This window comes from Bradyrhizobium sp. (genome assembly GCF_036735945.1).
GTDB lineage: Bacteria > Pseudomonadota > Alphaproteobacteria > Rhizobiales > Xanthobacteraceae > Bradyrhizobium.
Map to the genome: position 1 here is coordinate 44,578 of NZ_DAINNI010000030.1, position 12,534 is coordinate 57,111.

The 12,534-nt window shown below is 63.4% G+C and carries 13 protein-coding genes; 7 read left to right on the top strand and 6 right to left on the bottom strand.

Annotated features, from left to right (window positions below):
- The first annotated feature begins 195 nt into the window (after positions 1–195).
- The 3 genes from V7E26_RS13230 to V7E26_RS13240 all read left to right on the top strand — a co-directional run bounded on the left by V7E26_RS13230 (position 196) and on the right by V7E26_RS13240 (position 2,121).
- Complete coding sequence (locus V7E26_RS13230; RefSeq protein ID WP_324416529.1) at positions 196–570, top strand: Crp/Fnr family transcriptional regulator; 375 nt, start codon at positions 196–198, stop codon at positions 568–570.
- On the top strand, positions 567–1,379 hold the full coding sequence (locus tag V7E26_RS13235) for an MBL fold metallo-hydrolase (protein WP_324416531.1): 813 nt from the start codon (positions 567–569) through the stop codon (positions 1,377–1,379). The genes V7E26_RS13230 and V7E26_RS13235 overlap by 4 nt, the downstream gene beginning before the upstream one ends.
- Positions 1,380–1,506: 127 nt before the next feature.
- Complete coding sequence (locus V7E26_RS13240; protein WP_324416533.1) at positions 1,507–2,121, top strand: glutathione S-transferase family protein; 615 nt, start codon at positions 1,507–1,509, stop codon at positions 2,119–2,121.
- A gap of 97 nt (positions 2,122–2,218) precedes the next feature.
- On the opposite strand, the gene V7E26_RS13245 is transcribed toward V7E26_RS13240, so the two are convergent.
- Both V7E26_RS13245 and V7E26_RS13250 read right to left on the bottom strand, forming a co-directional pair.
- On the bottom strand, positions 2,219–2,527 hold the full coding sequence (locus V7E26_RS13245) for a hypothetical protein (RefSeq protein WP_324416535.1): 309 nt from the start codon (positions 2,525–2,527) through the stop codon (positions 2,219–2,221).
- Between the two features lies 1 nt (position 2,528).
- Positions 2,529–2,822: a hypothetical protein gene (locus V7E26_RS13250; protein ID WP_324416537.1), complete on the bottom strand. Its 294-nt coding sequence runs from the start codon at positions 2,820–2,822 to the stop codon at positions 2,529–2,531.
- A 314-nt stretch (positions 2,823–3,136) separates the two neighbouring features.
- Between V7E26_RS13250 and V7E26_RS13255 the strand changes: the two genes are divergently transcribed.
- On the top strand, positions 3,137–6,193 hold the full coding sequence (locus tag V7E26_RS13255; RefSeq protein ID WP_324416539.1) for an AAA family ATPase: 3,057 nt from the start codon (positions 3,137–3,139) through the stop codon (positions 6,191–6,193).
- A gap of 11 nt (positions 6,194–6,204) precedes the next feature.
- Here the strand turns inward: V7E26_RS13255 and V7E26_RS13260 are convergent, their stop codons facing one another.
- Genes V7E26_RS13260 through V7E26_RS13270 form a run of 3 tightly spaced genes read right to left on the bottom strand, consistent with a single transcriptional unit; the run spans position 6,205 to position 8,221 of the window.
- The gene (locus tag V7E26_RS13260) at positions 6,205–6,702 is read right to left on the bottom strand and encodes a TPM domain-containing protein (protein WP_324416541.1); all 498 of its coding nucleotides are present in this window, start codon (positions 6,700–6,702) and stop codon (positions 6,205–6,207) included.
- Between the two features lies 1 nt (position 6,703).
- Positions 6,704–7,591 carry a TPM domain-containing protein gene (locus V7E26_RS13265; protein ID WP_324416543.1) on the bottom strand — a complete coding sequence of 296 codons (888 nt, stop codon included), beginning with the start codon at positions 7,589–7,591 and terminating at the stop codon, positions 6,704–6,706.
- Positions 7,592–7,612: 21 nt separating this feature from the next.
- Positions 7,613–8,221 (bottom strand): LemA family protein, encoded by a 609-nt coding sequence (locus V7E26_RS13270; RefSeq protein ID WP_324416545.1) that lies wholly within the window; start codon positions 8,219–8,221, stop codon positions 7,613–7,615.
- Positions 8,222–8,394: 173 nt separating this feature from the next.
- Here V7E26_RS13270 and V7E26_RS13275 point away from each other — a divergent pair, with 173 nt between their 5' ends.
- The 3 genes from V7E26_RS13275 to V7E26_RS13285 are packed head-to-tail and all read left to right on the top strand — an operon-like array spanning position 8,395 to position 11,625.
- The gene (locus tag V7E26_RS13275) at positions 8,395–9,243 is read left to right on the top strand and encodes an enoyl-CoA hydratase (protein WP_324416547.1); all 849 of its coding nucleotides are present in this window, start codon (positions 8,395–8,397) and stop codon (positions 9,241–9,243) included.
- Positions 9,244–9,264: 21 nt separating this feature from the next.
- Positions 9,265–10,413: an acyl-CoA dehydrogenase family protein gene (locus tag V7E26_RS13280; RefSeq protein ID WP_324416549.1), complete on the top strand. Its 1,149-nt coding sequence runs from the start codon at positions 9,265–9,267 to the stop codon at positions 10,411–10,413.
- A 15-nt stretch (positions 10,414–10,428) separates the two neighbouring features.
- Entirely contained in the window at positions 10,429–11,625 is a 1,197-nt protein-coding gene (locus tag V7E26_RS13285) for an acyl-CoA dehydrogenase family protein (protein WP_324416551.1), read from the top strand.
- Between the two features lie 40 nt (positions 11,626–11,665).
- On the opposite strand, the gene V7E26_RS13290 is transcribed toward V7E26_RS13285, so the two are convergent.
- Positions 11,666–12,534, bottom strand: an 869-nt coding sequence (locus V7E26_RS13290) for a xanthine dehydrogenase family protein molybdopterin-binding subunit (protein WP_324416553.1), incomplete at its 5' end; no start/stop codon positions are given.

Here is a 12,534-nt window from a genome sequence, read left to right on the forward strand (position 1 = left end):
TTGCCAAAACGTTATCGGCGCCGGCCTTACCGAAATTTCAGGAACTCATCCGATCGGATCTTGAGCCCGCCACGCGGGCTGGCCCGATCCCAAATCCCCATGCTGCCTTGCGGCATCCTCATCGGTCCGGTTTGCGCCGGCCGGTTTCCCGACTAACATGGTTCGACCGACCAGCCAGAAAGGCAGGTGGCCACCATGACCATCGAAAAATGCATCAACGAGTTTGATGTAGATGACGTCATTTTTGAGGAGGGCTCGACCGGGCGGGAACTCTTCGTGGTGCTGGACGGCAAGGTCCAGATCGCCAAGATGAACGGCCTCGACAAGACCGTCATCGTCACGCTCGGCAAGGGTGAGTTCTTCGGCGAGATGGCCGTGATCGACGGCTCGTCCCGATCGGCGACGGCGATTGCGGCCGCACCGAACACCCGCGTGATGCGGATCAATCACGCCCGCTTCGTCTATCTCGTCAGCCAGCAGCCGGCCTTTGCACTGATGATCATGGATGCGCTCAGCAAGCGGCTGCGGGCCTCCAACACCGTCGTCTACAAAGGCGCGGCTGCTTCATGAGCGAGCGTCGACCGAGCCCGTTCAAGACGCTGCTCGACAGCGAGGTCTGTACGCTGATCGAGGCGGCGCCGGACGTCTATCAGGTGCGCTTCAAGAACCGCGCGGCGAACGCCTATCTGGTTCGCGGCAGCTCCCGCACCATCATGATCGATGTCGGGTTATCCTCGAACTATCCGCATTTGCTGACGTCGCTCGAGCAGATCGGCGTGAAGCCCGACGATATCGACATGGTGGTGCTGAGCCACGAGCATCTCGACCATATCGGCGCGGCCTATCACTTCCATGGCCGCGCCTTCATTGCCGCGCATCGGCTCGCCGCCAACAAGATCATGCTGCGCGACGACTTCTCGATGCTGCGCAAGATGTTCAACGAGCCGAACGTGCCGATCAATGTCGATCTCTGGCTCGAGGAAGGCAATCTGATCGACCTCGGCAATTTCCGCCTCAACGTGATGTACACGCCCGGGCACACCTCGGCCTGCATCACCCTGTTCGAACAGGACAAGGGATTGCTGTTCGCCTCCGACACGCTGATGCCGGGCGGCGTGATGGGCGGCGTGTTCGGCTCCGGCAGCATCGCCGATTACATCCAGTCGCTGGAGCGGCTGAAGGGCCTCGACTCGAAGATCCTGCTGTCGGGCCACGGCCGGCTGTCCGACACGCCGCAGGACGACGTGAGGATCGCGATCCAGCGCTCGCACGGCCTCTTGTCCGACACCGCGCAATTGTTCGACGCGCTGGATGCGCGGGCGAATTTCGAGCCTATCATGCAGTCGGTGCGCGACCTCAACAAGCTCGACGACGGCTAGCTAGGCGCCCGCCCCGCTATATTCCGCGACGCCGAATGTGATCCGGCCATTTGACAAATGGCACGGCGGCCTGTTCAACAACTGCCGATAACAGCGCTGCAAAAGAACAATCGGGAGAGACAGCACTATGAAGTTCTACGACTCGGTCGGACCGAACCCGCGCATTGTCCGCATGTTCATGGCGGAGAAGGGCATCGAAATGCCGAAGCAGGCGGTCGATCTGCGCAAGGGCGAGAACCGCGAGGCCGAACACCTCAAGCGCAACCCGCATGGCCAGATGCCGACGCTCGAACTCGACGATGGCAGCTACGTCTCGGAGATCACCGCGATCTGCGAATATCTCGAGGAGAAGCATCCCACCCCTCCGATGATCGGCGCAACGCCGGAAGAGCGCGCCGAATGCCGGATGTGGACGCGCCGCATCGATCTCAACATCTGCGAGCACATGGGCAACGGCTTCCGCTTCGGCGAAGGCCTGAAATTCTTCGAGAAGCGGATTCCCTGCGCGCCGGAAGCCTCGCCCGGGCTCAAGATGGTCGCCGCGAACCGCCTGCAATGGCTCAACAGCCAGATGGCCGACGGCCGGCAATACATCTGCGGCAACCGCTTCACGCTGGCCGACATCCTGCTCTATGGCTGGCTCGACTTCGCCGGCCAGGTCGGCCAGCCGCTCGATACAGCGAATGCCAATATCGTGGCGTGGATGGCGCGGGTGGCAGAGCGTCCCTCGACGAAGGCTTAGCCTCACACTTGCAAGCCTCACACTTGTAAGCCTCACACTTGGCCAAGCGCCGGGCAATTGGAAGCGGGCCGTGGCAGGCATCAGATCTGGCCCGCGACTAGTTCAACCGAAGACGACGGCCCTGATTGTAGACGAGTTGCCAAAGCTCGCTCGCCTTCCAGAGCTCGCTCTTCCCTTCATTGAGCTTCCTTGCCACTGCGATCGCGAAGTCGTCGGCATCCGGAGGCTCTCTGGGAATGATCCGGCAATGATCCACTGATGGGCTCGCAGGCATCGCCACCACAAGCCGCCGACAAATGCTCGCAGCCACTCTGACGGCATCGGCTGGCGGCATGCCCTGCTCCTCGCGCAACATCCGCGTGATCAATCGTTCGGCCTTGCCCGCATCAATTCGAATTTCTGCCATTTCAGCCTCCATTCGCGCATCTACGGACCGCACGGGAGCGATCCTGTTTCGAAGATCCACCGGCGTCTTGTGATGACTCGGCCCGGGAGGGGCCTGTCAGTGCGTCCCACAGCCGTCGTGCACTCATCGGCAAAAGCATCAGATGCGGCGACAGGCTGGGCAGGAGGCACACCGCGATGCTGAAGATGGCGCCCGTGACATGGCCGAGCAGGTCTGACACCCGCAAGATCATCTCCCTGGTCATCAGGAGCACCATGACCGGAGTGGCGTATCCGGCAAGATCGATCAGCCTCATCACGGCTCACCCTCCTCTGGTTGACGGACAACGCGTGATGCTGATTGGCAACCTGCGCTACAGAGCCACTCAAGTCGCGAAGCACTCGCGAAAAGGTTGCAAAATGTCTGCGAATTAAGCGGTGCGCGGCCAGCGATCGACCGGGGCGAAGTCGTTGGTATCGCGTTGACTTCACCGGGATGACGGGGTTGACTTCAGGGAGCACTCTGGCTGACGGGCAGGCAGCGATGGTCGTTGAGCGATCGGAGCCCCATCCACTTCATTCCCAGGGCGAAGCGCCCCCCGTCCGCGCCGCCGCCAGCCATGATTGGCGGATGGGGTCGCTCGTGCTGGACCCGGTTGCGCGCATCCTCATTCATGACGGCGACCCGCTGCCGCTGGGTGAACGTGCCGTTTCCATTCTGCTGATGCTGGTCGAGCGCTCCGGTCAGTTGGTCAGCAAGGAAGACCTCATTGCGTTTGCGTGGCAGGGGTTGGCCGTCGAGGACAGCAACCTCACGGTCCAGGTTGCTGCATTGCGGCGCGCGTTGGCGTTGGTCCCGGGAGGGAGATCCTGGATCGAAACCTTGCCGCGGCGCGGCTATCGTTTCGTCGGTATCGCCGTACGATCGCCGGACAATAACCCGCTCGCGTCGGATCAATCACGGCCGGCCAAGTCGTCTCCTGAAACGGGCCAGCCCGTAGACGATCAAAAATCCCGGCTCGCCGATTCACGCACCCATCACATGGTTGGGCGCAGCGCCCCGCTCGACATGCTGGACCGCATGACCGGGCGCATGCTGACCGGCCAACGACAGATCGCGTTTGTCACGGGCGAGGCCGGGATCGGCAAGACGGCTTTTCTCCAGATGGCGATGGACCGGCTGTCGCAGCAGGGCGTCGATCTCCTGTGCGGGCGCTGCACCGAGAGGTTCGGAACCGACGAAGCGTTCCTGCCCCTGATCGACGCGCTCGTAACACGCTGCCGCAGCACGAATGGAGCAGACCTGCAGGCAGCCATTCGTAGCCACGCGCCAACCTGGATGCTGCAGATCCCGGGCTTGATCGATGCAGCCGAGCGCGCCGCGTTTCAACGCGAAGTGTTCGGAGCGACCCGCGAGCGCATGCTCCGCGAATTTTGCGATCTCATTGAAGCGCTGAGCGCCGATCACCCATGGGTCGTCATTCTGGAAGACCTGCACTGGAGCGACCTCGCAACGCTCGACGCCCTCTCCCGCTTTGCACGGGGGGACGGCAAGGCGTCGGTGCTGATCCTCGGATCCTATCGCCCGGCAGACAGCATCATCGGCCAGCATCCGATCCGGCGCCTGCACCAGGATCTGGAGATACATGATCGCTGCGGCGAGTTGCGCCTCGATCGGCTGTCGCGAATGGAGGTCGAGCGTCATCTCACCCTGCGGTTCGGCGATGATGCACTGGCGGCCGCACTGTCTGCGCCCGTGTTCGAGCGAACACAGGGACAGCCATTGTTCATCTCCTCGCTGGTGAAGTTCTTCATCGATCAGCGAGCCATCGTCGAGACCGACGGCATCTGGTCCCTGTCGCCGACAACGGCGATTCCGCAAGACGGCGTACCGACCGACTTGCTCAACATGATCAACTATCAGGTAAGTCGCCTGACGGAGGATGAACGGCGCCTTCTCGAAGTCGCAAGCGTCGCCGGCGGCGATTTTTCCGCCGCGCTGGTGGCGGCCGGCTTGTCACGCGATGCGGTCGAGGTTGAACGCGAGCTGGAAGCACTCACCCGCAAGGATCACACGCTGGTCCCTTCGGGCACGTCGGAATGGCCTGACGGCACGTATTCGGGCTCATATGCCTTCCGGCATATTCTTTATCAAAACGTCGTTTACCAGCATCTCGCGCCGGGACAGCGCGTGCAAATTCACCGGCGCCTGGGCAAGAGGCTGGAACAGGCATACGGCAATCTCACCTCGGAAATCGCGCCGGTGCTGGCGCTGCATTTCGAGCAGGGCCGGGATTTTGCGAGCGCCTTGCGCTACCTGGGACAGGCGGCGGAGAGTTCTGCAAAGCGCCTCGGCCACGCGGAAGCGGCGAGCTATCTCACGCGCGCCCTCGGCATTCTCGATCGCATCGATGTGCCGGACAAGTTCAAGCTGCGCGTCACGGTGTTGCGGCATCGCAGCCTTGCGCTTCGATCATCTGGCGATCTCGCGGGCTCGGTCCGCGACCTGAAGGAGATGATTGTCTGCGCCGGACATGCCGGCGAGCTCCGGCAGGAAGTCGCCGGGCTCCTTGTCGTGAGCCGGTTCTGCCTGCACGCGGACCGGCGGGCCTGCCTTCAGGCCGCCGAAGATGTGCTGGTCAAAAGCCAGGCGATGGAGGACGACGCCTTCAAGGCCCTGGTGCAGGGCAGCAGCTCCATGATCAATCTGTATCTCAAGGGATGGCACGAGGAGGACGCCGCTCGCTGCGTCAAGGCGCTGGAGTTGAGCGCAGCCGCACAGGACCACGGCACGTTGATCCGGCGTTACGGAATCGAGGGCATCCTTGACTGCTGGCGGTCGCGATACCGGGAATGCCGCCACTCGGCGACCCTTGGAAAACGATTGGCCAGCGAATCCGGAGACGTCTACGTCTTTGTCCTTTTCAACGTGCTGGAATCCACCGCGCTGCTTCATCTGGGCGAGTGGCGGGATTTGCAGCGCGAGACCATGACGGCGCTGGAACTGGCGAACAAGAACGGAAACGAGCAGGCCAGCGCGTTGTGCCGTCTGACGCTCGCATGGCTACATGTCGAAGCGATGGATTTCGATGGAGCCCGCGCCCTCTGCGAAGGCGTCGACGAGAATACGCTCAACGAAAACCAGTTTGCGTATTTCTTCCAGCGAGCGGTCCTGGCGAAAGCCTTCGTGGGACTGGGCGATCCACAGCGGGCAAACAAGCAGTTTGTCGACGTTCAGCGCCGCCTTGAACAGGACGGCATTCCACTGGATTTTACGATATCCACGCAGCTCTATTACTGCCTGGGGGAATATTGCCTGCAGGTTGCCGAATTCGATCAGGCGAGAAGATGGGCGATCCAGCTGCGCGACTACGCGGCTCCAGCGCCCGATCAGAACCATCTCGCTCTCGCCCATGGCCTGCTGGCGCGTATCGCTTTTGCCGTCGGCGATCGGGATGAAGCACTGGAGCATCTGGGGCGCGCTTTGGCGATCGTCGACAAGGCCAATTTTCCGCTGGCTGCATGGCGAATTTATCGCGGCGCGGCGAAGATATTCGAAAGTATCGGTGAGGCGGACGATGCCACCACCTACCGGTTACGTTTCGAGAGTGTGTTACGCACCCTGGCTCGAAACTTCGACCACGGCGATGCCTTGCACAGGTCGCTGTTGAACGCTCTGGCGGCGTGATTGGCGCACCCCTAAATCACCACCGGCGCATCCGGCAGCTCATTCGGCCCTCCGCTGCTCCTGGGAAAGTGCCTCGCCAGTTCGCGCGACACCGCCTCGATGCCCTTGATGACGCCGCGCTCGAAATCCCCTGCCCTGAAATCTGATTCCATCCCCAGGCAGATTCTTTCCCAGCCGGCGTGACCGACCCGGGCGTCTATGCCGCGGTCAGCAACGATCTCGAAGTCGTGGTCGGCCAGCAGCAGGTAGATCAGGACGCCGTTGTTGTGGACGGTGTCCCAGATCCGCAATTGCGAAAAGATATCCAGCGCCCGTTCCCGCGCCGGCTGATTGCGCAACAGCGACGCGCCGTCGAGCGCGCCTTCGACCGCGAAACGCACCTGCCCGGAATGGGTGGCCTCACCCACCTTGATCGCCCGCTCGATTCTCTCCAGCGTCGCCGGCGGAAAGATGCGCCGCAGCCGCCAGCGGTGTTCGACGAGATGTCTGCCAATGCGCTTGATGCCCATGCTACCAGCTCCCCGATGCGCCGCCGCCGCCAAAGCTGCCCCCGCCGCCACTGAAGCCGCCGCTGCTGCTTGAGCTGCCACCACTGGACCACGATCCGCCGGAACCGCCAGACCAGCCGCCAGAACTGCCCCGACGGCCCGGCCCCGCTGACACGAAACCGTCGCTGATCAACACAAACAGCGACGCGATCACGCCGACCATCACCGCCGCCAGCACCGAGCCGACCAGGAACCAGGCAATTAGTGCCGTCAGCGCACCGGCGGTTGCCGAGCCCAGCAGGCGGCCCATCAAGCTCCGCAACAGCCCACCGAACACGATCGCCGGAATGATGAGAAACGGATTGAAGAGGTCTGATGGATCGAACGACTGCGAATCCTGCCAGTGCGGCGGCTCCGGCTCCGGCAGCTTCTCGCCATCGGCGACCCGTACCATCTTGTCGACGCCGGCAGCGACGCCGCCGCCGAAATCGCCCGTCTTGAACTTCGGCGTGATGTCTTCATCGATGATGCGCTTGGTGGTGGCGTCGGTCATCGCCCCTTCGAGGCCGTAGCCGACCTCGATCCTGAGGCGCCGGTCGTTCTTGGCTATGACCAGCAGCGCGCCGTCGTCGATCTTCTTGCGGCCGATCTTCCAGGCTTCCGCGACGCGAAGCGAGAACTGCTCGATCGCCTCGCCATCGGTCGTCGGCACGATCAGCACCGCGACCTGGCTGCCCTTTCGCGTTTCCAGGTCTTTCAGCGTCTGCGTCAGTGAGGCGATGTCGCCAGCCGTGAGCGTGCCGGTCTGGTCGACAACGCGGCCCGTCAGCGGCGGCACCGCGACGAGCGCCAGCGCCGAATACGCCCAGCACAACAGCAGCGCAAGAATGGAAGCTCTTGCAGCGCGCATGGCAGGCCGCCTGCTCACCTGTTACTTGGCCGGCGCGGGCGCGGGATTGAAATCCACCTTCGGCGCCGTCGAGATCGCCTTCTCGTTGTCGACCGTGAAGTTCGGCTTATCCTTGTAGCCGAATACCATCGCCGTCAGATTGTTCGGGAAAGTGCGGATGCCGACGTTATAGTCCTGAACCGCCTTGATGTAGCGGTTGCGCGCCACGGTGATGCGGTTCTCGGTGCCTTCGAGCTGCGCCATCAGGTCGCGAAACAGCGTGTCCGATTTGAGCTGCGGATAGTTCTCGGTCACCACCAGGAGCCGCGACAGGGCGCTCGACAACTCACCCTGGGCGGCCTGGAATTTCTGGAACGCGGCGGGATCGTTCAACACTTCCGGCGTCGCCTGGACGCTGCCGACCTTGGCGCGCGCGTTGGTGACACCGAGCAGCACATCCTTTTCCTGCTGGGCAAAGCCCTTCACGGAATTGACGAGGTTCGGGACCAGGTCGGCCCGGCGCTGATACTGGTTGACCACTTCCGACCAGCTCGACTTGACCTGCTCGTCATTGGTCTGGATGGCGTTGTAGCCGCAATTGGTCAGGCTCAGGCACGACAGCGTCGCCAGCACGGTCAATAATCTGCGCATCGAACTCTCCCAAACAGAAGTCAAACGCCAGCATAGCAGATTGGTCGCGCCCGGTATGCAGGCCCGAGGCTGCGTCAGGCCGATTTTGCAGGACGAATTGCCAGCGACGGCACTTGCGTATCATTTGCCGAAATAACAACATGGCGGGCAACAAGGGAAACGCGAGGGCCTGGATGCCATTCGAAACCATCGTCGTGGAACGGCCGGAGCCGCGCATTGCGCGGATCGTGATGAACCGGCCCGAGGCGCGCAACGCGCAGAACCTGCAGATGACCTACGATCTCAACGCCGCCTTCGACCAGGCGGTGCAGGACGATACGGTCAAGGTCATCATCCTCGCAGGCAACGGTCCGCATTTTTCGTCGGGGCATGATCTTCGCCCCGGCGGCAAGAACACCGCCGGCGTGGATTTTCCGCCGGTTGGAAATTGGGGTGGGTTCGCCGAACCCAACGCCCATGGCCGCTTCGCCCGTGAGCAGGAGATCTATCTGCAGATCACGCGGCGCTGGCGCAACCTGGCAAAGCCTGTGATCGCCGAAGTGCACGGCAAATGCATCGCCGGCGGCCTGATGCTGGCATGGGCCTGCGATCTCATCGTCGCGAGCAGTGACGCGGAGTTCTGCGATCCCGTCGTCACCATGGGCGTCTGCGGCGTCGAATGGTTCGTGCATCCCTGGGAGCTCGGTCCGCGCAAGGCCAAGGAACTGCTGTTCACCGCGGACGTCTGGAGCGCGGAGGAAGCGCACCGGCTCGGCATGGTCAACCATGTCGTGCCGCGCGACCAACTGTCCTCCTTCGTGATGAACCTCGCCGAACGGATCGCGGCCAAGCCTTCGTTCGCGCTGAAGCTCACCAAGGAAGCCGTCAACCGTTCGGTCGATGTGATGGGGCAGCCCGCGGCGATCGAGCAGGCGTTCGCGCTGCATCAGCTTTGCCACGCGCATAATCTGCAGGAATTCGGCATGGTGGTGGACCCCGCAGGCCTTCATCCCTCGGTTCGAAAATCGGCGCCGGTCAAGTAGAGAGAAAGCAAAGAACAGCAGATGGATCTAACCCTGAGCGACGAGCAGCGATTGCTGCGCGAAAGTGCGGAACGCTTCGTCAGCGAGACCTATACCGCCGACCACCGCCGCCGGATCGCCAACGATCCGCGCGGCTTCAGCGCCGGGATCTGGAAGCAATTCGCCGAACTCGGCTGGCTGGCGCTGCCAATTCCAGAGGCCTATGGCGGCCTCGGCGGCGGCGCGATCGAGATCGGAATCCTGATGGAGGCCTTCGGCCGCGGCCTCGTCTCCGAGCCCTATCTTTCCACCGCCGTGATTGGTGCGTCGCTGATATCGGAATGCGCTACGGAAGCGCAGAAGCAGGCGCTGTTGCCAAAGGTCGCTGACGGATCGCTGTACCTCGCCTTGGCGCATTCGGAACGCCAGGCGCGCTTCGATCTCGCCGACATCAGGACGACGGCGAGGAAGACGCCCGGCGGCTGGCGCCTCGATGGGCAAAAGACCGCTGTGCTTGATGGTAGCGCCGCGGGCCAGATCATCGTCTCGGCCCGCGTCGATGACGGCTCGGGCAAAGCAGGCAAGCTCTGCCTGTTCCTGGTGCCGCAGGACGCGCGTGGTCTCACTCTGCGCGACTACGCGCGGCTTGGCGGCGGCCGCGCCTGCAATCTCGAACTTGGTGGCATCGAACTTGCCGCTGATGCGCGGATCGGCGACGGCAGCGACGCGCTATCAGCGATCGAAGCCGTGGTCGATCGCGCAATGGCCGCGCTTGGGGCCGAAGCCGTCGGCATCATGCAGACGCTGCTCGACCAGACGCTGGAATACACCAGGATACGAAAGCAGTTCGGCCGGCCGCTGTCCGCCAACCAGGTGATCCGCCATCGTCTCGCCGACATGGCGATGCAGTGCGACGAGGCCCGCTCGATGGCCCTGCGCGCCGCGCTGATGGCGAACGCCGAGCACGTGGCGCGCAGCCGCGCCGCGTCGGGCGCGAAAGCCAAGATCGGCAAATGTGCGCGCTTCGTCGCCGAACAATCTGTGCAGCTCCATGGCGCCATGGGCGTCACCGAAGAGCTCGATATCGGCTCCTACTTCAAACGGCTGCTCGCCTTCGACACGCTGTTCGGCGGCAGCGCCCATCATTATCGCCGTCACGCCGCCCTCGGCGGCCGTGCCGTTCAGGCCTGAACAGGAGCTGAAACCATGGACCTCGCCTTCAATGCCGATGAGCGCGCCTTCGAGAGGGAAGTCCGCGACTTCATCGCCGCAAACCTCACGCCGGAAATGAAGCGCGCCACCGCGCTGACGCCCTCGGTATTCTCCGACCCCGATATCGGCATGGCCTGGCAGCGCGCGCTGCACAGGAAAGGCTGGGGCGCGCCGGGCTGGCCGGTGGCCCATGGCGGGCCGGACTGGACCCCGGCGCAGCGCTGGATCTTCGAGAGCGAAAGCGCCCGCGCCGGCGTGCCCAATGTGAACGTGATGGGGGTCAAGATGGTCGGCCCCGTCATCATCGGCTTCGGCTCGCCCGAGCAGAAGAATTACTATCTGCCGCGGATTCTCGCGGGTGAAGATTACTGGTGCCAGGGCTATTCCGAGCCGGGCTCCGGCTCCGATCTTTCATCGCTGAAGACCCGCGCGGTGCGTGACGGCGACGACTACATCATCAACGGCACGAAGATCTGGACCACGCATGCCCACCACGCCAACATGATGTTCGCGCTGGTGCGCACCAACGAGACCGAGCGGCAGCAGGACGGCATCTCCTTCATCCTGATCGACATGAAGACGCCGGGCATCACGACACGGCCGATCCTCACCATCGGCGGCGACCACGAGGTCAACCAGGTGTTCTTCGACGACGTCCGCGTGCCCGTCGCCAACCGCGTCGGCGAGGAAGGCAAGGGCTGGACCTACGGCAAGTACCTGCTCGAATTTGAGCGCGGCGCCGGCATCGCCTCGGCCAAGCTGCGCGATGCGCTGAAGACCATTTCCGATCTCGCTGAATCTGATGTCACCGGCCGCGCCATCGACGACCCTGACATCGCGATGCGGATGTCGGAGATCGAGGTGGACATCGATGCGCTCGAGATGACCGAACTGCGCGTGCTCTCCGCATTGCAGACCGGACAGAATCCCGGCGCCGTGTCGTCGCTGCTGAAGCTGCGCAACAGCGAGATACGCCAGGCGGTGACGCGGCTCGGCGTCGACGTGATCGGCAATGACGGCCTCTATGTCGAGCCGGTACGGCCGCTCTACCGCCTCAACGAGACTCCGGGAATTCCAGAGGAGATGCTTCCCGTGGTGCCGGAATATCTCAACGGCCGTGCCTACACGATCTTCGGCGGCTCGTCGGAGATCCAGCGCGATATCGTCGCGAAGATGGTGCTGGGGTTGTAGGCGCGGCGCGGCTTCGCGGCTTTCACCGTCATGGCCGGGCCTAACCCGCCACCCTCGCATCCCTGATCGCCTGCCACACCTTGGCCGGCGTCAGCGGCGTGTTGAGCTGCGTGATCCCGAGTTCGCTCAAGGCGTCCATCACGCCGTTGGCGACGCAGGGCGGGCCGCCGATCGCTCCGGACTCGCCGCAGCCCTTGGCGCCCAACGGGTTGGTGCGGCAGGGCGCTGAATCATCCAGCGTGACCGTGATCGGCGGAATATCGTCGGCGCGCGGGATGCAGTAGTCCTGATAGCTCGCGGTCAACAGCTGGCCTTCCTCGCTGTAGGCCACGCCCTCATAGAGCGCCTGTCCGATGCCCTGGGCGACGCCGCCATGGACCTGTCCGGTCACCAGCATCGGATTGACGGCGACGCCGACGTCGTCAACCGTGGTGTAGCGCACCACCCGCGTGACGCCGGTTTCGGGATCGATCTCGACCTCGCAGATATGCGTGCCGTTCGGCCAGCTCGGTCCGTCGACCTCGCCCTCGGAATTGACCGAGAGGCGCGCGCCGTCTTCCTTCTTCGCGATCTCGAACAGGCTGATGCGCTTGTCGGTGCCGACCACCGTCAGCCAGCCGTCGCGATATTCGATATCCTCGACGGCGGTCTCCAGCGCGTTCGACGCCTTCTCGCGCGCCTTGCTGATCATGTCGTTGGTCGACACCGCCACCGCCGTGCCACCGACGAACAGCGAGCGCGAGCCGACGCTGCCGAAGCCGGTGGCGAGATCGGTATCGCCCTGCACGACGTCGATCTTGTCGAGGGGGATTCCGAGCGAGTCGGAGACCATTTGCGAGTAGGTGGTCTGCAGGCCCTGCCCCATCGCCATGGTGCCGGAATGCAGGATGACGCGGCCTTCCGCCGTCG

What these genes read in the sequence shown, in the direction of transcription:
- V7E26_RS13285 (WP_324416551.1), top strand. Translation starts at nt 10,429, where the DNA reads ATGGACCTCGCCTTCAATGCCGATGAGCGCGCCTTCGAGAGGGAAGTC.
- V7E26_RS13280 (WP_324416549.1), top strand. Translation starts at nt 9,265, where the DNA reads ATGGATCTAACCCTGAGCGACGAGCAGCGATTGCTGCGCGAAAGTGCG.
- V7E26_RS13260 (WP_324416541.1), bottom strand. Translation starts at nt 6,702, where the DNA reads ATGGGCATCAAGCGCATTGGCAGACATCTCGTCGAACACCGCTGGCGG.
- V7E26_RS13235 (WP_324416531.1), top strand. Translation starts at nt 567, where the DNA reads ATGAGCGAGCGTCGACCGAGCCCGTTCAAGACGCTGCTCGACAGCGAG.
- V7E26_RS13250 (WP_324416537.1), bottom strand. Translation starts at nt 2,822, where the DNA reads ATGAGGCTGATCGATCTTGCCGGATACGCCACTCCGGTCATGGTGCTC.
- V7E26_RS13230 (WP_324416529.1), top strand. Translation starts at nt 196, where the DNA reads ATGACCATCGAAAAATGCATCAACGAGTTTGATGTAGATGACGTCATT.
- V7E26_RS13265 (WP_324416543.1), bottom strand. Translation starts at nt 7,591, where the DNA reads ATGCGCGCTGCAAGAGCTTCCATTCTTGCGCTGCTGTTGTGCTGGGCG.
- V7E26_RS13240 (WP_324416533.1), top strand. Translation starts at nt 1,507, where the DNA reads ATGAAGTTCTACGACTCGGTCGGACCGAACCCGCGCATTGTCCGCATG.
- V7E26_RS13270 (WP_324416545.1), bottom strand. Translation starts at nt 8,221, where the DNA reads ATGCGCAGATTATTGACCGTGCTGGCGACGCTGTCGTGCCTGAGCCTG.
- V7E26_RS13275 (WP_324416547.1), top strand. Translation starts at nt 8,395, where the DNA reads ATGCCATTCGAAACCATCGTCGTGGAACGGCCGGAGCCGCGCATTGCG.
- V7E26_RS13245 (WP_324416535.1), bottom strand. Translation starts at nt 2,527, where the DNA reads ATGGCAGAAATTCGAATTGATGCGGGCAAGGCCGAACGATTGATCACG.
- V7E26_RS13255 (WP_324416539.1), top strand. Translation starts at nt 3,137, where the DNA reads ATGGGGTCGCTCGTGCTGGACCCGGTTGCGCGCATCCTCATTCATGAC.